Origin of the sequence: Paenibacillus jiangxiensis (genome assembly GCF_046098255.1) — a bacterium.
GTDB classification, from domain to species: domain Bacteria; phylum Bacillota; class Bacilli; order Paenibacillales; family Paenibacillaceae; genus Paenibacillus; species Paenibacillus jiagnxiensis.
Genome location: NZ_JBJURI010000012.1, coordinates 112,345 through 129,766 on the forward strand (window position 1 = coordinate 112,345; position 17,422 = coordinate 129,766).

Annotated in this window: 23 protein-coding genes; 3 read left to right on the top strand and 20 right to left on the bottom strand. The window is 53.9% G+C overall.

Annotated elements, in window-relative coordinates; translation table 11 throughout:
- Positions 1 to 46: 46 nt before the first annotated feature.
- The 19 genes from ACI1P2_RS13625 to ACI1P2_RS13715 form a co-directional block, all read right to left on the bottom strand.
- The gene (locus ACI1P2_RS13625; protein ID WP_355320451.1) at positions 47 to 922 is read right to left on the bottom strand and encodes a polyprenyl synthetase family protein; all 876 of its coding nucleotides are present in this window, start codon (positions 920 to 922) and stop codon (positions 47 to 49) included.
- Positions 923 to 948: 26 nt separating this feature from the next.
- Positions 949 to 1,206 carry an exodeoxyribonuclease VII small subunit gene (gene xseB / locus ACI1P2_RS13630; RefSeq protein ID WP_355320403.1) on the bottom strand — a complete coding sequence of 86 codons (258 nt, stop codon included), beginning with the start codon at positions 1,204 to 1,206 and terminating at the stop codon, positions 949 to 951.
- On the bottom strand, positions 1,196 to 2,560 hold the full coding sequence (gene xseA, locus ACI1P2_RS13635) for an exodeoxyribonuclease VII large subunit (protein WP_355320404.1): 1,365 nt from the start codon (positions 2,558 to 2,560) through the stop codon (positions 1,196 to 1,198). Before xseA ends, xseB begins: the two co-directional genes overlap by 11 nt.
- An 11-nt stretch (positions 2,561 to 2,571) precedes the next feature.
- Positions 2,572 to 3,429 (bottom strand): bifunctional methylenetetrahydrofolate dehydrogenase/methenyltetrahydrofolate cyclohydrolase FolD, encoded by an 858-nt coding sequence (gene folD, locus ACI1P2_RS13640; RefSeq protein WP_355320405.1) that lies wholly within the window; start codon positions 3,427 to 3,429, stop codon positions 2,572 to 2,574.
- A gap of 45 nt (positions 3,430 to 3,474) precedes the next feature.
- Positions 3,475 to 3,927: a transcription antitermination factor NusB gene (gene nusB, locus ACI1P2_RS13645; RefSeq protein WP_355320406.1), complete on the bottom strand. Its 453-nt coding sequence runs from the start codon at positions 3,925 to 3,927 to the stop codon at positions 3,475 to 3,477.
- Between the two features lie 193 nt (positions 3,928 to 4,120).
- Positions 4,121 to 4,357, bottom strand: a complete 237-nt coding sequence (locus ACI1P2_RS13650) for a DUF2273 domain-containing protein (RefSeq protein WP_355320407.1) — start codon at positions 4,355 to 4,357, stop codon at positions 4,121 to 4,123.
- Between the two features lie 11 nt (positions 4,358 to 4,368).
- Complete coding sequence (gene amaP, locus ACI1P2_RS13655; protein WP_355320408.1) at positions 4,369 to 4,908, bottom strand: alkaline shock response membrane anchor protein AmaP; 540 nt, start codon at positions 4,906 to 4,908, stop codon at positions 4,369 to 4,371.
- 71 nt (positions 4,909 to 4,979) lie between these two features.
- Positions 4,980 to 5,390 (bottom strand): Asp23/Gls24 family envelope stress response protein, encoded by a 411-nt coding sequence (locus tag ACI1P2_RS13660; RefSeq protein ID WP_355320409.1) that lies wholly within the window; start codon positions 5,388 to 5,390, stop codon positions 4,980 to 4,982.
- 113 nt (positions 5,391 to 5,503) lie between these two features.
- Positions 5,504 to 6,847: an acetyl-CoA carboxylase biotin carboxylase subunit gene (accC, locus tag ACI1P2_RS13665; protein ID WP_355320410.1), complete on the bottom strand. Its 1,344-nt coding sequence runs from the start codon at positions 6,845 to 6,847 to the stop codon at positions 5,504 to 5,506.
- Positions 6,848 to 6,897: 50 nt separating this feature from the next.
- A complete protein-coding gene (accB, locus tag ACI1P2_RS13670; RefSeq protein WP_355320411.1) occupies positions 6,898 to 7,389 on the bottom strand; it encodes an acetyl-CoA carboxylase biotin carboxyl carrier protein in 492 nt (163 codons plus the stop codon).
- A gap of 339 nt (positions 7,390 to 7,728) precedes the next feature.
- Positions 7,729 to 8,613 carry a SpoIIIAH-like family protein gene (locus ACI1P2_RS13675; RefSeq protein WP_355320412.1) on the bottom strand — a complete coding sequence of 295 codons (885 nt, stop codon included), beginning with the start codon at positions 8,611 to 8,613 and terminating at the stop codon, positions 7,729 to 7,731.
- Positions 8,614 to 8,642: 29 nt separating this feature from the next.
- A complete protein-coding gene (gene spoIIIAG, locus ACI1P2_RS13680) occupies positions 8,643 to 9,278 on the bottom strand; it encodes a stage III sporulation protein AG (RefSeq protein WP_355320413.1) in 636 nt (211 codons plus the stop codon).
- Between the two features lie 25 nt (positions 9,279 to 9,303).
- Positions 9,304 to 10,035, bottom strand: a complete 732-nt coding sequence (spoIIIAF, locus tag ACI1P2_RS13685; protein ID WP_355320414.1) for a stage III sporulation protein AF — start codon at positions 10,033 to 10,035, stop codon at positions 9,304 to 9,306.
- Between the two features lie 96 nt (positions 10,036 to 10,131).
- Complete coding sequence (gene spoIIIAE, locus ACI1P2_RS13690) at positions 10,132 to 11,313, bottom strand: stage III sporulation protein AE (RefSeq protein ID WP_408976219.1); 1,182 nt, start codon at positions 11,311 to 11,313, stop codon at positions 10,132 to 10,134.
- Between the two features lie 12 nt (positions 11,314 to 11,325).
- Positions 11,326 to 11,715 (bottom strand): stage III sporulation protein AD, encoded by a 390-nt coding sequence (spoIIIAD, locus tag ACI1P2_RS13695; RefSeq protein ID WP_355320416.1) that lies wholly within the window; start codon positions 11,713 to 11,715, stop codon positions 11,326 to 11,328.
- Positions 11,716 to 11,724: 9 nt separating this feature from the next.
- A complete protein-coding gene (spoIIIAC, locus tag ACI1P2_RS13700) occupies positions 11,725 to 11,928 on the bottom strand; it encodes a stage III sporulation protein AC (protein ID WP_355320417.1) in 204 nt (67 codons plus the stop codon).
- Positions 11,929 to 11,940: 12 nt separating this feature from the next.
- Positions 11,941 to 12,459, bottom strand: a complete 519-nt coding sequence (spoIIIAB, locus tag ACI1P2_RS13705) for a stage III sporulation protein SpoIIIAB (protein WP_355320418.1) — start codon at positions 12,457 to 12,459, stop codon at positions 11,941 to 11,943.
- Positions 12,453 to 13,439: a stage III sporulation protein AA gene (gene spoIIIAA / locus ACI1P2_RS13710; protein ID WP_355320452.1), complete on the bottom strand. Its 987-nt coding sequence runs from the start codon at positions 13,437 to 13,439 to the stop codon at positions 12,453 to 12,455. Before spoIIIAA ends, spoIIIAB begins: the two co-directional genes overlap by 7 nt.
- A 96-nt stretch (positions 13,440 to 13,535) precedes the next feature.
- On the bottom strand, positions 13,536 to 13,799 hold the full coding sequence (locus ACI1P2_RS13715) for a YqhV family protein (RefSeq protein ID WP_408976220.1): 264 nt from the start codon (positions 13,797 to 13,799) through the stop codon (positions 13,536 to 13,538).
- 158 nt (positions 13,800 to 13,957) lie between these two features.
- Between ACI1P2_RS13715 and comA the strand changes: the two genes are divergently transcribed.
- The 3 genes from comA (at position 13,958) to ACI1P2_RS13730 (ending at position 16,077) form a co-directional block, all read left to right on the top strand.
- Entirely contained in the window at positions 13,958 to 14,788 is an 831-nt protein-coding gene (comA, locus tag ACI1P2_RS13720) for a phosphosulfolactate synthase (protein ID WP_355320419.1), read from the top strand.
- Between the two features lie 17 nt (positions 14,789 to 14,805).
- Positions 14,806 to 15,540 (top strand): 2-phosphosulfolactate phosphatase, encoded by a 735-nt coding sequence (locus ACI1P2_RS13725; protein ID WP_355320420.1) that lies wholly within the window; start codon positions 14,806 to 14,808, stop codon positions 15,538 to 15,540.
- 72 nt (positions 15,541 to 15,612) lie between these two features.
- Positions 15,613 to 16,077, top strand: coding sequence for a DUF441 domain-containing protein (locus ACI1P2_RS13730; protein ID WP_355320421.1), 465 nt, complete (start codon positions 15,613 to 15,615; stop codon positions 16,075 to 16,077).
- A 4-nt stretch (positions 16,078 to 16,081) separates the two neighbouring features.
- On the opposite strand, the gene ACI1P2_RS13735 is transcribed toward ACI1P2_RS13730, so the two are convergent.
- Entirely contained in the window at positions 16,082 to 17,335 is a 1,254-nt protein-coding gene (locus ACI1P2_RS13735) for an aspartate kinase (RefSeq protein WP_355320422.1), read from the bottom strand.
- Between the last annotated feature and the right edge of the window lie 87 nt (positions 17,336 to 17,422).

Here is a 17,422-nt window from a genome sequence, read left to right on the forward strand (position 1 = left end):
TCACAGATCGGGTTAGGCAAAAAACAACATGCCTTCGACGGTCAAATCAGTGATCTCTTTTCATCAAGTAGTCAGCAATCTCCATCAATCGCCCGGCATCGGGAATGGCGGCGTCAACAAGCGCCTGCTTGGCGGACTGTGTAAGCCGTTCAACCTCCCGCAATGACGCGTCCATCCCTATAAAATAGGGATAAGTCACCTTCTGCTGCTGCACATCGCTCTGCGTCGCCTTGCCCAGCTTGGCCTCATCGCCGACAAGATCGAGAATATCATCCTGTATCTGAAAAGCCAGACCCAGATCCCTTCCGAAGCGGCGCAGCCCCTCAAGCTGATCGACGGACGCTCCCCCGATACGGCCACCGGCCAGCAGAGAGAAAATGATCAGATCACCTGTTTTATGCAGATGAATGAACTCAAGCTCCTGCAGCTGTGTAATTCCCTGCTCCCCGGCCATATCCGCCGCCTGGCCGCCAACCATTCCGCGCGCCCCAGCCATTTCCGCCAAATCCTCAACAATGCAGAGCAGCCGCTCAGCTGGAACACCATGCCGACGTCCTGCCTGTACAATGCTGTAGAACGCATGCGTCAGCAGCGCGTCCCCCGCCAGAATGGCCGTAGCTTCACCGTATACCTTGTGATTCGTCGGTTTGCCCCGTCGGTAATCATCATCATCCATGGGAGGAAGATCATCATGAATGAGCGAGTACGTATGTACGATTTCAACCGCACAAGCGATCGGCATCGCTGCCGCTCTGCTGCCCCCGAATGCTTCAGCAGCCGCAATTGCCAGCAGCGGGCGCAGCCGCTTGCCGCCGGCCAGCAGCGAGTAGTACATCGAGGACTTGAGCGTTTCCGGAACCTCCCAATGTTCAGGAATGATGCGGGACAGCTCCCCCGACACTTCCGCAGTGATGCTTTCCATATATTCCTTGAAGCCTAACCTGCTGATCAAGCACGTTCACCGCCGTTTTCTTCAAAATCGGCCCCGAACGGCTTCGTTCGGGTTTCACCGTCTTCATCCACGATCATTTCAATTTTGCGCTCCACCTGCTCCAGCTTCTGGCTGCACAACTGCGACAGCTTCATGCCGCGCTGAAAAAGATCTATTGCCTGTTCAAGCGGAACATCCCCATGCTCCAGTTGTCCGACGATATCCTCAAGGGCTGCCATCGCTTCTTCAAAAGTCAGCTCTGTCTCATTCGCCATGCTGCTTGTCGACCTCCTTCATTCCCCACACCTGGCAGTCCAACTGCCCGTCGCTCATTTTTATTTTGATTAAATCCCCGGGCTGAACGTCCCGGAGCGATTTGATAAGCTTGGTCTCCTGCTCATCGTACACCAAACTGTAGCCCCTGGCCATTACCTTCAAGGGGCTGAGCGCATCCAACTGCCGCACCGCAGAGGCAAGCTGCTGCCTGCTGCTCTTGAGCACCCCACCCACCGACGACAGCATCCGGCGCTCTGACTGCTGCAGCTGGCGCCTTGATGCCCGCACCTGCTCCCGCGGATTAAAGCGCTCAAGCGCATGCAGCAGCCGCGCGTTCTGCTCCTTGTGCAGACGCGCGCGGCTCGCTGTGGCTCGCTTCAGCCTGTCGCGCAGCATGTCCAGGCGCTCGGCATGCTGCAGAAGATGGCGCCTTGGATGAACCAGCACCGGAGAGCGCTGCAGCCTGGCCAGGCGCTCCCGTTCGGCAGCGACACGCTGCTTTAGCGCGATCCGCAGCCGCCGCTCGCGCTGCTGTACCTGGTCGATAAGCTCTGCCAGATGCGGCACCGCCAGCTCGGCGGCTGCGGTCGGTGTGGCGGCCCGCAAATCGGCCGTAAAATCGGCTATGGTGAAGTCCGTTTCATGGCCAACGGCCGAAATAACGGGGATCGTGGATGAATAAATGGCACGGGCTACTATTTCCTCGTTAAAGGCCCACAGCTCCTCCAGCGAACCTCCGCCGCGCCCAACAATAAGCACATCCGTCTCCATCATCTCGTTCAGCTTCGCTATCGCTTTTACAATCGAGGCAGCCGCCCCTTTTCCCTGCACCAGCACAGGGTACAATAACACCCGCGCCTGCGGGTAACGGCGCTGCAGCGTTGTTATAATATCGCGGACCGCCGCTCCTGTCGGGGAGGTGACCACTCCGATCGTCCGCGGAAACCGCGGCAGCGCGCGTTTGCGCTCCGGAGCAAACAATCCCTCCGCCTCAAGCTTCTGCTTGAGCTGCTCGTACGCCAGATAGAGACTTCCTATCCCGTCCGGCTGCATATGCGTGGCGTAGAATTGATACTGCCCGTCCCGTTCATAGACCGACACGTTGCCGCGCGCAATCACACGCGAGCCCTCCTTCGGTACAAAAGGCAGGCGCTGGTTATGCGATGCGAACATGATCGATTTGATGCGGCTGCTCTCATCTTTCAAGGTGAAATACATATGCCCGCTGGAATGATGCGTGAAATTTGAAATTTCACCGCGGATCCATACATCGGACAGCACCCGGTCGGACTCCAGCTTCATACGGATATATCTGTTCAATTCCTTGATTGAAAATATTTTTTGCTCCGCCATGGCAGGCCGCCTTATTTCAAGCCGCGAGAGCGTTTGGCCGCGATCAGCGTATTTTTCATCAGCATCGTAATCGTCATCGGCCCGACACCGCCCGGCACAGGCGTGATCGGCCCGGAAACTTCCTGCACGCTTGCAAAGTCAACATCGCCTGCCAGCTTGCCGTTATCCAAGCGGTTCATGCCGACATCGATGACGATGGCACCTGGTTTCACATAGCTGGCATCAATGAAATTGGCTCGGCCGATGGCCACAACGAGAATATCCGCTTGTCTGCACAGCTCGGCCATGTTGGTTGTACGGGAATGACACATCGTCACCGTTGCGTTTTCACGCTGCAGGAGGAGCGAAACCGGCTTTCCCACAATATTGCTCCGGCCGATGACGACGGCATGCTTGCCCGCCATCTCAAGGCCTGTCCGCTTGATCAGCTCAATCACCCCTGCAGGAGTGCACGGCAGCAGGCTGTCGTCCCCGATCACCAGATTGCCTACGTTGACCGGATGAAAACCATCGACATCCTTATGTACGGCAATGGCATCGATAACCGCCTTTTCCTCAATATGAGCGGGAAGCGGCAGCTGCACAAGAATACCGTGAATAGACTCCTGTCGATTCAGCCGGTCCACAAGTGCAAGCAGTTCCTCCTGCCCAGTATCCGCAGGCAGGCGGTGCACCTCGGAATAAAAACCGAGATCAAGGCAGGCCTTTTCCTTGTTTCTGACATAAACCTGGGAAGCGGGATCTTCGCCTACAAGAACAACAGCCAGGCCAGGCACCAGGCCTTGCGCTTTCAATTCCTCAACTTCCTTTCTGATATCCGCACGGATTTCCTGAGAAACTTGTGTACCACTAATCAACGGTGCTGCCATGTTTTACACTCTCCCTCAATTCAGTTAAATATTAGCTGCTCTATTTTAGACAAAACGGGATTTCAGCTGCTCCAATTCCTGAATCATACGTCCGAGGACGCCGTTAACGAATTTTCCGGACTCCTCTGTGCCGAAATGCTTGGACAGCTCAATCGCTTCATTGACGGCCACCTTAGCCGGAATGTCTTCACGGAAAATCATTTCATACGCTGCGAGGCGCAGAATTTGACGGTCCACCCTGGAAAGCCTGCTTACCTGCCAGCCTTTCAAATAATCGGTAAGCAAGGCATCGATGGCAGACCGCTGCTCCCAGGTTCCCGCAACTATACCGAGCACGTATTGCCGCAGTGCAGCTTCATCCTTTACGACAACCTCAGCTTCATTGTCCTCGGCTGCTTCCTGCAGCAGCATGTCCACCGCTTCCTCCGCCTTCACCTCATTCATTTCCATATGGTACATGCTTTGTACCGCCAGTTCCCTTGCTAAACGTCTTTTCATGCAGGCCTCCTACACTCGCTCATAATCATCACTGTCAGAATTGCTTATTATCTTGCCCTAAAACCCTTGCAACCAAGCTGCGTTTTGAAATCTTATACATTCCTTAATCAAAAAAACCCGGTGAACGCAACTCCAAAAACAACGGGCGTAGACAAGCTGCGGCTCTGGTTTTGGAGAAAGCGTATCACAGGGTTCATTTAAAGGGCCGCTTGCGGTTGAAGATCCAGTCCCCGAGCTTTACTAGCGGCTCAAAAACATCGAGCTTGGCATCAAACCTTTTTCCCAGCGTATATCCGATGAACACCAATAATGCAAAGATCAACATATCTACTAAACCTGATACTAAATATACAATACCGAGGCCGATACCGCCCGCGATCCCTAGAATCCGTCCCTTATATTCCAACCATATTTCATACCAGGAAGGCATTCGTACCCCCCCTATTCCACACGGCTCTTAAAGGCCGGTGACGCGGCGACATTCGCAATGTACACCGACACGTTAGACACCGGGATGCCGGTAATTTCCTCCAAATGGTCATGAACAGCCTTCTGCATATCGGAGGTCAGTCCGGGAATGGACGTGTCACCCTCAACCACCGCGCGAATTGTAATATCCAGACCCGATTCCGTTACCTTGACGCGCGATTTTAAATCGCTGACCCCGCGGAACCTGGAGACCGATTTGAGACACAGATTCTCAATCGTCTCCACGGAAATCTGGATGTCTCCGTACTCCGTACGCTGATCAATGGTCGTCTGGTTTTGCCGGTTGCGGCGGAAGGAAACATAAATAAACCGGAGGCTGAGCAGAAACAAAATAATTGCGACCGTCAATGCGGCCGTCCATAGCTTCCCCTCATCCATGTTGCCCAACTGAGGCGGGATAACGCCGCTCAGAAGGAGGATGGCAATAACGGATGCAATTCCGATACTCAAGCTGTACACAAACAGCAAAAGTCTATCCACAATTTTAGCCACGAACTGCACAGCCTCCTTGAAATTAGAGTAAACCCTCGACCCAAAGGTCGGGGGTTTTACGCAGATAGATCTTATTTAACGCGGCCTGAAAGATCGCTCTCTTCCGCAGTGCGTTCTGCGTTCTTGAACTGTACGTCATGAATATGGACGTTCACTTCCACCACATTCAGGCCGGTCATGTTCTCAATGGAACGTTTGACGTTATGCTGAATCTGGGAGGCCACCTCTGGCAGACGATTGCCGTATTCGATAATGACGGATACATCTACAGCCGCCTCGCGCTGTCCTACTTCCACCTTAACACCCTTGGACAGGTTCTTGCGTCCGAGCAGCTCGGCAAAGCCGCCTGCAAAACCGCCGCTCATGCCTGCAACCCCTTTGACCTCAACCGTAGCCAGGCCGGCAATGACTTCGATGACTTCAGGAGCAATCTGAATTTCACCAATTTCCGTTCTTTCAAATTCCGTTGGCATTGTGCCCATAATTTACACACCTTTCGGTTAGCTAGGATCACCGTAAGCCTGCAGACACAGGCGTACTTTTATCCATACTATATCATCTGGAAAACATTATGACAAACCTTTGCAGCAGGCGCTCAGACTTCATTTTCCTCAAGGAATTTAATATCAAAATTACCGTTGATGAACGTCGGATGCTCCAAAAGCCGCTGATGGAAGGAGATCGTCGTTGGAATCCCTTCAACCGCAAACTCCGAGAGCGCGCGCTTCATTTTGGCGATGGCGTCTTCACGCGTCTGTCCCCACACGATCAGCTTTGCGATCATGGAATCGTAATAAGGCGGGATGCTGTAGCCTGGATAAGCTGCACTATCCACCCTTACACCAGGTCCGCCCGGAGGCAGATAAAAACCGATTTTACCTGGCGCCGGCATAAAGTTGCGGGCAGGATCCTCCGCATTGATCCGGCACTCGATGGACCATCCGTTAATGACAACGTCCTCCTGCTTGAATGACAGCTCCTTGCCCTCGGCTACGGAGATCATCTCTTTGATCAGGTCCACTCCCGTGATCATTTCGGTCACTGGATGCTCTACCTGAATCCGGGTATTCATCTCCATGAAATAAAAAGAACTGTCCGGACTCAGCAAAAATTCAAGCGTTCCCGCCCCGGAGTACTGTACAGCCTTGGCCGCACGCACTGCCGCCTCGCCCATCTGCTGACGGACCACTTCAGACAAAACCGGGCAGGGCGCTTCCTCAACAAGCTTTTGCCGGCGGCGCTGCACGGAGCAATCCCGTTCGCCCAGATGGGCAACATTGCCGTGTTTATCCGCAATAACCTGAATTTCAACATGCTTCATGCCTGTCAAATACTTTTCAAGATACACACCCGCATTGCCAAAATTCTTTAGCGCCTCCTGCTGGGCGGTCGTGATCTGCTGGATGAGCATCTCTTCGTTCTCCGCGATGCGGATGCCTTTGCCGCCGCCGCCGGCTGTCGCCTTGATAATGACGGGATAGCCGATATCACGGGCGATCATAACCGCTTCCTCAAGACTTTCCACCAAACCGTCGGAGCCAGGGATAACCGGTACACCGGCCTCCTTCATGGTCTGCTTCGCAACTGCCTTGTCTCCCATCTTCGTAATCGCTTCGGGAGAAGGCCCGATAAAGGTAATATTGCAGGATGCGCAGATTTCGGCAAAGTCCGCATTCTCGGCCAAAAATCCGTAGCCAGGGTGAATGGCATCACATTCAGTCAGCGTAGCCACACTCATAATGTTGGTGAAGTTCAGATAACTGTCCTTGGACAGGGTTGGTCCGATGCAGTATGCTTCATCGGCAAGCTTCACATGAAGAGAGTCCTTATCGGCTTCCGAATAGACCGCTACCGTTGAAATATTCATTTCCCTGCATGCCCGGATGATGCGGACCGCTATTTCTCCGCGGTTGGCAATTAATATTTTATGAAATTTCATGATCATTTATCCTCCTTAGAGAAGCAGCCGTACCAGACTGCGCAAACAGCTTACTCCGGCTTGACCAAGAACAGCGGCTGACCGTATTCCACAAGCTGGCCGTTCTCCGCCAGAACTTCAACGATTTCGCCTTTGACCTCAGCCTCAAGCTCGTTCATCAGCTTCATCGCCTCGATAATGCAGACCGTTGTTTTCTCTCCGACTCTGTCGCCTACGCTGATAAATGGCGCAGTGTCCGGAGAAGACGCTCTGTAAAAGGTCCCTACCATAGGAGACACAATCTTATGTAAATTGGACGCAGGCTCAGCCGCTTGTTCCGCTGCTGCAGCTGCGGGCTGAGGCTGAGCTGCAGGACTGGACACGACCGCCTGCGGAGCCGCAGCATAGACAGGTGCCGCCACCGGCGCCTGAACCGTTACAACCTCGCTCTTTCCGGGCTTGCGGATCATCAGGCGTGCACCTTCATTTTCAATCTCCAATTCCTGAACGGACGTTTCATCCACCAGCTTGATCAATTCCTTAATCTCGCTTAATTTAAACATCGCAATTATTCACTCCTTCAGCATTATGCCGGTTGCAGCGCATCTTTGCAGCATGTCTGCCGGTCATACAGAACCGGGCTCACTGCCGCGTGCGCTGCCCGCATCTGTCGCTTGGACAGCCTGACAGCTTTTTGTATTATATCACAATCGAGTGAAATAGAAAGGGCCTGGAGTATTGTCTGTCCGACAACTCCCGATTAATCTTTATCAATCAGAAACAGGCGTTTAAACCGATTCCTCCCCTGACCAAGGAAAGAAAAATAAAAGATACCGATCAGCTGCCATCGGTATCTTTTATTTTTAACTGTATATGGCGCCCCATTCAGGAGAATGCGCCTGTTACTCGGACACATACTGAACTTTGATTTTGTCCTGTGTTACATTAAGCTCCTTCATGACTTTATCCACGATGCTTACTGCCTGCTTTGCGTCCATTTTGTCGCTCAGCACAACCACTTTGTATACGTCATTATCCTCTTCCTTGACGACCGCGCTGGCAAATTGCTGCTCCAGTTCCTCCTCGATGCCTGTAATTTTCGCCTGTTTGTCTTCAAGCGCCGTCAGTTCCTTCTGAGCCGCCGCCGCTTCCGTGGAGGACTTGTCATTCATAGCTGCCATCAGCTCTTCCTGTTTTTTCTGATTGTTCACCTCGCGCTCGAACAGATAATCGTCGATAACTGCCGCGGCCGTCTCTTTTGCTTCCGGTCCCGCCTCCTGTCCCGCTTGCTGCCCTGCCTTAACCTCTTCCAGCACCTGTTCGTCTGTCTTGGCCACTTCCGTTTGCTGTCCGGCGGACTTAGAAGAGCCCTCCGTTCCAGTCGCAGCGGTTTGCCCCTCTGTCCCCTTGGAAGCATCTCCTTCTGTCGCTGCCTGCCCTGTTCCGGAAGCCGTGTCATTGGATGCTGTATCGTTGGATGCTGCATCGTTTGAGGCTGTATTGTTGGATGCTGTTTCACCAGACGCGGATTCGCCAGATGCTGTTTGACCCGATGCTTCTTGACCGGATGCCGCATCTGCACCTTCTGTGACTACCTCATTGACCGTGAGTTCATCGGAGCCCCCGGTTCCGGGTGCTGCAGTTGTCCCGCCATCCATAACCTGTGTGCTGTCCGCAACCGGATCTGTGACTGTGCCGGTGTCCTCCGTAAACAAATAGTAGGCTGAAAGCACAACCATCAAGCTCAGCATGGAAACAAGCCAAATCGTTTGTCTTTTATTATTCATTCCAATACCCTCCTGCCTTTACTTGTAAATTACTCCTGCTTGCGCGGGACGACCGAGATACGATATGAAGGGACGTTAAGCCCTTTTTGCACGGCATCTGTGATCAATTGTTTGACCACCTGATTCTCCGCCCCCTTGGCGACAACAAGAACGCCTCTGACCTTCGGCTTGATTTTCTTCGTAACAATTGGTGTATTTCCTCCGCTGTTCTCATAAGTCACGATTTCTCCGTCACGGGTATACTGGGTTGTGTGACGCTTGCCGCCGCCGGCGTCCGTCTCTTCCGTCTCCTGCTGGGTGTCCTTCGTGTTGCGCTGCACTACAATCTCCTCTGTTGAATCCACCGTTACCATGACATCTACCGCGCCTACACCGACAATTTGCTCCAGCATCGTCTTCATATTATCCTCAAATGTTTTCTCAACCTGATCGAAGGACCCGGCCTCCTCCGCTGCCTGTTCCAGCACCGGGCTGCTGCCACCCGCCGGCGGCTCCCGCCCGACATTTTCGGGGTCGATTTCCCTGACATTCACGAAGGAATTGAACAGCATGATCGCGACCCCCACCAGCCCCAGAATCAGCAGCCAACGGAACGTATTGAAACGCTTCTGCGCACCGGCCCCCCCGCCGATCCAGCGCTCCCAAATATCCTTCCATTTCCCCAAAATCTCATCACCTCCCGCAGCATGATCATACTGCTTCCTCCGGGTTCAGCACCTGAACCTTATCCCTGCCGATTCCCCATTCCTTATAAAGCAGCTCCGCAATCTCCTCCACTTTCCCGTCTGTCACTGCCTGCTTCGTTTGCGGCGCCACATCCTCCCCGTCTGCCGCTTTTGCATCCTGCCCGATCCGGACCTCGATTTCCGTCTCCGGGACTGTCGGCACGGTGACAGGCTCAATGCCTCCAACTGCCTTTTCCCCATCCGGGGGTTTTGCCAGATCGTCAGCGGCAGTTTGGCCGGCCAGTTTTACCTTGACCGAGGCAATGCTCGTGCCCGTGCTCATTTCGCCTGCCGCCTGCTCATCCTGCGCAAACGCAACCTCCACCGACTGCACCCTTTCCCCTGTTTCCTGTTCGATCTGTCCTTTCATCTGCCGCGCTACCTCGCCTGCTGCATATTGCATCGCAGTCTGCTCCTGCTTCCTCTGCAATTGCTGTCCCTGGGCCAGTATTCGTTCAAGGCTCTGCTGCTGTCCGCTTTCGGCCCGTTCCTGGGCCAGGAAAGCCTGGCGCAGTTCTGCTGCCGGATTGCCGCGGAGCAGCTGTGCGATCGGGGAGATCAATGCGAGCAGAACGAGCAGGCTCAGCACAAGCCTGACGTACCTTTCCATGGAGCGGCTTGGCAGGATCAAATCCACGAACGCGGCCAGCAGCACGACCATGACCAGATGCCTTAACCATTCGCCTAACCACGACATGACCGGTTTCCCCTTTTCCTTCCGCCATCACTTTTCCCGGCTTGAGCCTCAACACTCCTCTTCCAAGCTTGCGGGTTTTCCCTGAATACATTTTCCTCACCTCATCATAACGGTCATATTTCCTGCAGCCAGCATGATTGTAATCGCCAAAAAGGACATCAGCCCCACTGCCGCTACCGCCCCGAACACAAACAGCATGCTTTTCCCGACGGCCTGCAGGCAGCTGACAATGGGTGTATCGCCAAGGGGCTGCATGATGGCTGCGGTCACATTATAGATCAGGGCCAGTGTCAGTATTTTTAAGGCAGGAAAAGCGCATAAAAACAAAATGATGATGACTCCCGCCAGACCGATCGCATTCTTGACCAGCAGTGACGCGGAGATTACGGTGTCCGCCGCATCCGCCAGCGCCCTGCCTACCACCGGTACAAAATTGCTGGCGACAAACTTGGCGGACCGCAGTGTCATGCCGTCGGTAACCGATGATGTCCAGCCCTGTACGGAAATCACCCCGAGGAATACGGTAAGCAGCGTCCCCAGCAGGCCTGCGGCGATGTTGCGGAGCAGATCCGCGAGCTGGGTAAGCTTGTATTTATCGGATATGGAGCTAACCAGGTGCAGCAGCGCCGAGAAAAACAGCAGCGGAAACACGACGGTATGAATAATCGTGCTGATCGTGTGGATCATGAATACAATCAGCGGATGTGTAACCGATACAGTCACGATGTTGCCCATGGAAGCGAGCAGGGTGAAGAGCAGGGGCAGCATGGCCAGCATGAAATCGGTCATGCCGTCGATGGCGCTTTTGGCATATTGGATCGCCACACTAAAGCTGTTGATGGCAATGATGATGATAACCATGTAGCACAGCGCGTAGGCGATTTTACTTACCTGGTTTTTCTCGAACGCCGTCTGCAGCGTTTCCATCACCATGCTGAGAATGCTCAGCATAACAATGGTCACGAGCAGCTTGGCGTTAATCAGGATTTCATTCCACAGAAAACCGCCTAGCGCCCCCATAACGCCCTGTATGCTGAACCCTTCTCCGCCCGGAAGCAGCATATCCATGAAGGAGGGCATCTTCTGCTGCGGAAAAAAACCTCCGTATTGCTTCATAAGACCGTTCCAGTACCGCTCCACCTCATCTTTTGGAAGCTCCTCCGCCTGCTGCTTGATCCAATTATTCGCCGGAGTTTCCGCCAGAATGATTCCCGCCGATGCGAACCAGAAGCAGATCAGCAGAATCCATATGTTTTTCCGGCTCGGCATTACGCTCATTGCTTTCACCCTTTATGCAGGCATCAGCTTCAATATCGTTTCAATGATGATGCCGATAATCGGCAGGGCCAGCACCATGATCAGCACCTTTCCCGCCATTTCTATTTTCGCTGCAATGCTTTCCTGGCCGGCATCCCTGACAATCTGTGCCCCGAATTCGGCGATATAAGCGATGCCGATAATTTTGAGCACGGTTTTGAAATAGATCATGTCCATTCCCGAGGAGCGTGCCAGCCTTTCCAGCATACTGATGACCGAATCTATTTTTCCGATCAGCATCAGGAAGATCAGTATGCCGGTGCCTGCCGCAATGAGAAAAGCGAACATCGGCTTTTGCTCCTTCACGACGAGAATCAGCACCGTTGCGATCAGCCCGAAGCCAACAACCTGAATGATTTCCATATGTTTCACCTACTGGAACAGGAAAATCGATTTGATTTCCTGCAGGAGGTTATCAAGCAGACGAACCACCATAAACAAAACGACAACAAAACCGATGACCGTGACCCAATGCGCCATATCCTCCTTGCCCATCTGCTTCAGGACAGTGTGAATCATGGCAATGATGATCCCGATCCCCGCAATTTGGAAGATCGCGTTCACTTCTAAATTCATGCAAGCACCCCGCTAATAGATCAGTATGACGATCAGTGCTCCGATCAGCAGGCCAAGGCTTCTGCTCATTTTTTCATATCTGGCCTGATCAGCCAGTGCGGACGCTTCCTCGTGCTTCAGCTGCTGGGCTGCCAGCTCGATATGGCGCATCTGATCCGCACGGTCACTTGTCCCGAGGCTGTATGCCAGCTGCATCATCGTGTCCTTCTCGGGCCCTTTCATCGCCGTATGCCGCCAGGCCCTTTCAATCGCTTCATGCAGGCTTTCCCTCGCCGTCCTGCCGGACGGGGGCAGCATGGATGCCGCCGCCTGCTTGAACATGGTCCTAAGCGGTTCTCTTAAAGGCTCGCCCGTTTTGGAAAGGGCATCAGGCAGCGGGGTCACGCCGTAAGAGATTTCAGTCGCAAGGCGCTGCAGCGAAAGGATCAGCTCTCTGATCTGTCTGGGCCTGTCTGCAAACTGCCTGGCCTTCAGCCATCCGCCCACAGTCGCCGCCAGCAGAATCAGCGTGGCGCCGATCAGCTTCAGCATCGGCCGCTCCCCCCTTTACCGGTAACGGTTAGAGACAGCATCCGCTGCTTGGCATCGGCGGCGCGAAAAGAAATTTGCCGGCCCTTGCGTTCAAGCAGAATGTACCGTTCAAACAGCGCCTGTCCTGCCAGTGCCTGGAACGCGGGTCTCCTCGACAGCTCGGACAAATCCCTTCCATGAGCGGAAGCAATGACACTGATGCCGGCATGCAGCGCCTCCTGAATTGCCTCTGCGTCCTCTATGCGCCCGATCTCGTCCACAATGATGACCTCGGGTGACATCGAACGAATCATCATCATCATGCCTTCAGCCTTCGGGCAGGCGTCCATGACGTCCGTGCGCGGTCCGACATCAAAGCCCGGAATCCCCTTATAGCTGCCGGCAATTTCCGAACGCTCGTCGATAATGCACACCTTCATCCCGCCGGGTGAATGGCGCCTGCTGGCCGTCCCCGAGCTGATCTGTCTTGCCAGATCGCGCAGCAGCGTCGTTTTACCTTGCTGTGGCGGAGACAGCACCAGCGTGTGCAGCACCCGTCCGGACCTTTCTTCAAGCACATAGGGCAGCACCGGATCGGCTATGCCGGGGACGGCCCGCGCAATTCTGACATTGAAGCCGCTGATGTCCCGCAAATGCTCAACCTTGCCGCCGCTCAGCACCGCCCGGCCGGCCAGTCCGATCCGGTGCCCTCCGGGGATGGTGATGAAGCCCTTGCGCAGCTCTTCTTCCATCGTGTACAGGGAGTGGTTGCTGATTAAATCAAGAAGACGGCTCGTATCCTCCTTGTCCGGCCGGTAAGCTTCCCCGGGCTGCAGCGTCATCCTGCCGCCGGGGGTAAGAAAGTGATGCTCGCCGCTGCTGTTGATTTCCAGCGGTCTATTCTCTCTGATCCGGACTTCTTCGAGGCGGTCGAACACTGTCTGCGGAAGTCTGCGGAGCATGCTTCTCACCGGTTCGGGAAAAAGGTCTAACCAATCCATTGCCATAGGGACCCCTCCGCTGTTGTGGTTATGATCCAGTCTGATCTTATGACAAGTCTATGCTTGGACCGGTCGAATATGACGCTCTCTTATCTATCATTTTTTTAAAATACCGAACATGAGGCAGGCGACACCGCAGCCGACCCACATCAGCTTGTCCCAGGATAGCTTGTCCGCCATTCCCACGAGACCAATCGCCGTTGTCGTAAGCAGCACCAGCGGCCCTACCATGGCCAGACCCGTGTTGACGACCAGCGCCTTCTCGACCTGGTTCAGCCTCAGCATAATCAACGCGGCAACAATTTCTATACAGCCGGACAACAGGCGAATCATTCCCATTCCGGCTACGAACTTGTCCAATACCGCACCCTCCCTCCGTAAACTTGTTTCTGCCCTGCTAATAGATAGATATGCAAGAGTGTGAGGAATTAGTTCTCTCTGATTAGGCACCGGGCCAAAACTTCCGGCATATATTGACCCATGAAAAACAGGGATTTAATTACAAGGAGGCTTTACCGATGAGAGAAGCTCAATCGGACCGCTGGCATCCGGCACTCCAGGACCCTGCGGGAGGCAGAACGGGCACAACCGGCGGCACCGGAAAGACCATGGTCATGGACAAAGGGCTCGGGCCCGATGCTTTCAGCGATCTGCTGCGCATGTCCTCACCCTATATCGATATAATTAAACTGGGCTTTGGCACTGCGGTTCTGACTCCGGACCACATCCTGCTGTCCAAAATCGACCACGCCAAAAGCCATGGCATCCTCATAATGACCGGCGGCACCTTGTTGGAGACTGCCCTGGCATTAGGCTTGCAGAATGAATTCTTGGCCCAGCTCCGGCAGTTCGGATTCAACGGTCTGGAAGTATCGGACGGCAGCTTTCCGATGACGCGCCAGAAGCGGTCCGAACTGATTCTGCGCGGGCAGGATATGGGGTTCACCGTCATTACGGAATATGGAAAAAAACTGGGCGGCAAACCGCTCGCCATAGAGCACTTTGTGGAGACAGCAGCCATCGATCTCGAACTCGGAGCCGAACTGGTCATTATTGAAGGAAGGGAATCAGGAAGCGGAGCGGGTGTCTATAACACGGACGGAAGCTTGAAGGAGCAGGATTTCAAGAGCATTCTGCAGGTTATGTCTTCACCCGACAAGGTCATGTGGGAAGCTCCCCGTAAAGAACAGCAGGTTTTTCTGCTGCAGACGCTGGGCCCGAATGTTCATCTGGGCAACATCTCATTTCAGGATGTAACCGCTCTGGAGGCGCTGCGGAGGGGGCTGCGCGGAGACACCGCCTGCTGGGTGTTGAACCCGACTGCCGATATCGAGGGGAAGCTTAATTGAAATGAGGAGGCACCTGAATGCGCATTGATGTAATCGGGAGTGTCAATGAGGTTTTAGCGGAAGAAGCAGCCAATAAATGTGTGGTGGTAATCGACGTGCTGCGTGCGACCAGCACGATTGTAACGGCACTCGCGAATGGAGCGGACTGTGTGGTACCTGTCGAAACGGTCCCTCAGGCCAGGCAATGGAAACAGCCGGATGTGTGGCTTGGCGGGGAACGGTACTGCCGCAAAATCGCGGGCTTTGATGCAGGCAACTCGCCGGAAGAGTACATCTGCCAGGCTGTACGGGGCAAACGGGTTGTGCTGACAACGTCCAACGGGACACGCGCATTTTTCAAGGCCCACCGTGCTGCATGCATTCTTGCCGGTTCATTTCTCAATTTAAGCGCCTGTGTTGAGGCGGTGAAATCGATTGGCCGCAACACCATGATTATCTGTGCAGGCAGTCAGGACCGGTTTGCATTGGAGGACGGATTATGCGCAGGGTGCATGATTGATGAGCTGTATAAAACGCTTGGAGAGGATCTGAAGCTCAATGATTTTGGGAAAATGCTGCACTTTGCCGCCCGGCACACCAAAACCGAGCTGGTTCAACTGATTCAGGACTGCAGCGGTGGCCAGCGTCTGAAACAGCTGGGGTATGATGAAGACATTGCATTTTGCGCACAAGTAGATCTGTATTCCGTCGTACCGGCGCTTGACCAGGATCATGCCATTCGGCCGTTTGCCGCAGCCAAGGTCGCTTCCTAGCTTGTTCTAAAGTTCAAACACGGCGACATACACTGATAACATGACAGATATGGACTGGAGTGTCGCCGCTTTATGAACGGAGAAATCATCCTTGTCATCCTTATTGTCGTCGGCTTGATCGGCCGGTCACCGATCATTACGACCGCCGCCTGCCTGCTGCTTGTCATGAAGCTTGTCCATCTGGAAAGATATCTGCCCTCCATGGAACGTAGAGGTCTGGAGTTTGGCCTTCTTTTTCTGACCATCGGTGTGCTCGTGCCGTTTGCGCAGGAAAAAGTAACCCTCCGGGACATTACCGATACGCTGACAACCTGGCCGGGTATTGTTGCATTGGCGGGCGGGGCAATTGCCACTTATATGAACGGGAAAGGGCTCGCCATGTTAAAAATAGACCCACAAATGATTGTGGGTCTTGTGCTCGGTTCTATTCTGGGGATTGTATTTCTGCGCGGCATTCCTGTCGGACCTTTGATGGCGGCGGGAATCACCGCTTTTTTGCTGAAAGTGACGCAGTGGATTGCGGACAAGCTGTCTTGACCGTTTAACGCCGGTCCTGAGGTCCTCCGACAAACACCTGCTCTTCCGTATCCAGATTGTATGCCGTATGCAGTGCCTTGACGACTTCCTGCAGCTTGCCTGCTTCAATGACGCAGGACACCTTGATTTCCGAAGTGCTTACCATCTTGATGCTGACGCCGAGCTTGGAGAGCACCTCGAACATTTGCGCCGCCACACCGGGATGGCTGACCATGCCTGCACCGACAATAGACACCTTCACCAGACCATCCTCCGTATTAACCTCCCTGTAAGGAATCACTTTCCGAATCCCTTCCAGTACGCTGAGCGCCCGCTGCTGATCCGACAAAGCAACCGTAAAGGAGAAATCCGCTTTACCGTCCATAACCCCGCTTTGCACGATGATATCGACGTCAATTTTGGCTTCCGCAAGAGCGCCGAAGACCGTCGCCAGCACACCGGGAACATCCTCCACCCCCAGAATGCTGATCCGGGCTACATTTTTATCATATGCGATACCGCTTACTACTACACCCTGCTCCATGACTGCTTCCTCCTTCACAAGCGTTCCTTCATTATAATTAAAGCTGGACCGTACAATCAGCCGCACGTTGTTATGCTTGGCATACTCCACAGCGCGTGGATGAAGCACCGCCGCGCCGAGATTGGCAAGCTCCAGCATTTCATCATAAGAAATTTCCTTCAGCTTGCGCGCACATTTGACGATGCGCGGATCGGTTGAATAGACGCCGTCCACATCGGTATAAATTTCACAGGCATCCGCCTTGATCGCAGCGGCCAGAGCGACAGCCGTCGTATCGGAGCCCCCTCTGCCAAGCGTCGTAATCTCACCGTCTTCCGATATGCCCTGGAAGCCTGCCACAATGATGATTTTTTGCTCTTCCAATGCCTTGAGCACGCGATCCGGACGAATATCGATAATTCTGGCTTTGCCATGCTCGGCCTCGGTCAGAAACCCGGCCTGCCATCCCGTAAATGAAACAGCGGAACGGCCCAGCTGATGTATCGCCATGGACAGCATCGCGATCGATATCTGTTCGCCTGTCGTCATGAGCATATCCATCTCACGCGCAGGCGGATGATCATTCAGAAGCTTGGCCTGATCTATCAAATCATCCGTCGTATCTCCCATCGCAGACACGACGACCACACATTGATGCCCTTCGTCCTGCTTCTCAACGATGCGTTTGGCAACACGCTTCATTCGCTCCGTATCCCCAACGGAGCTGCCCCCAAACTTCATGACATACAAAGACAAGCCCATTCACTCCCTCAAACTGAACATATGTAGCGCAATCAGGTCGGTTTAGCCCTCCACAAATACCTTACAAGATTGGGCACAACT

What these genes read in the sequence shown, in the direction of transcription:
- ACI1P2_RS13625 (WP_355320451.1), bottom strand. Translation starts at nt 922, where the DNA reads ATGGAAAGCATCACTGCGGAAGTGTCGGGGGAGCTGTCCCGCATCATT.
- xseB (WP_355320403.1), bottom strand. Translation starts at nt 1,206, where the DNA reads ATGGCGAATGAGACAGAGCTGACTTTTGAAGAAGCGATGGCAGCCCTT.
- xseA (WP_355320404.1), bottom strand. Translation starts at nt 2,560, where the DNA reads ATGGCGGAGCAAAAAATATTTTCAATCAAGGAATTGAACAGATATATC.
- folD (WP_355320405.1), bottom strand. Translation starts at nt 3,429, where the DNA reads ATGGCAGCACCGTTGATTAGTGGTACACAAGTTTCTCAGGAAATCCGT.
- nusB (WP_355320406.1), bottom strand. Translation starts at nt 3,927, where the DNA reads ATGAAAAGACGTTTAGCAAGGGAACTGGCGGTACAAAGCATGTACCAT.
- ACI1P2_RS13650 (WP_355320407.1), bottom strand. Translation starts at nt 4,357, where the DNA reads ATGCCTTCCTGGTATGAAATATGGTTGGAATATAAGGGACGGATTCTA.
- ACI1P2_RS13660 (WP_355320409.1), bottom strand. Translation starts at nt 5,390, where the DNA reads ATGGGCACAATGCCAACGGAATTTGAAAGAACGGAAATTGGTGAAATT.
- accC (WP_355320410.1), bottom strand. Translation starts at nt 6,847, where the DNA reads ATGAAATTTCATAAAATATTAATTGCCAACCGCGGAGAAATAGCGGTC.
- accB (WP_355320411.1), bottom strand. Translation starts at nt 7,389, where the DNA reads ATGTTTAAATTAAGCGAGATTAAGGAATTGATCAAGCTGGTGGATGAA.
- ACI1P2_RS13675 (WP_355320412.1), bottom strand. Translation starts at nt 8,613, where the DNA reads ATGAATAATAAAAGACAAACGATTTGGCTTGTTTCCATGCTGAGCTTG.
- spoIIIAF (WP_355320414.1), bottom strand. Translation starts at nt 10,035, where the DNA reads ATGTCGTGGTTAGGCGAATGGTTAAGGCATCTGGTCATGGTCGTGCTG.
- spoIIIAE (WP_408976219.1), bottom strand. Translation starts at nt 11,313, where the DNA reads ATGAGCGTAATGCCGAGCCGGAAAAACATATGGATTCTGCTGATCTGC.
- spoIIIAD (WP_355320416.1), bottom strand. Translation starts at nt 11,715, where the DNA reads ATGGAAATCATTCAGGTTGTTGGCTTCGGGCTGATCGCAACGGTGCTG.
- spoIIIAC (WP_355320417.1), bottom strand. Translation starts at nt 11,928, where the DNA reads ATGAATTTAGAAGTGAACGCGATCTTCCAAATTGCGGGGATCGGGATC.
- spoIIIAB (WP_355320418.1), bottom strand. Translation starts at nt 12,459, where the DNA reads ATGCTGAAGCTGATCGGCGCCACGCTGATTCTGCTGGCGGCGACTGTG.
- spoIIIAA (WP_355320452.1), bottom strand. Translation starts at nt 13,439, where the DNA reads ATGGATTGGTTAGACCTTTTTCCCGAACCGGTGAGAAGCATGCTCCGC.
- comA (WP_355320419.1), top strand. Translation starts at nt 13,958, where the DNA reads ATGAGAGAAGCTCAATCGGACCGCTGGCATCCGGCACTCCAGGACCCT.
- ACI1P2_RS13725 (WP_355320420.1), top strand. Translation starts at nt 14,806, where the DNA reads ATGCGCATTGATGTAATCGGGAGTGTCAATGAGGTTTTAGCGGAAGAA.
- ACI1P2_RS13730 (WP_355320421.1), top strand. Translation starts at nt 15,613, where the DNA reads ATGAACGGAGAAATCATCCTTGTCATCCTTATTGTCGTCGGCTTGATC.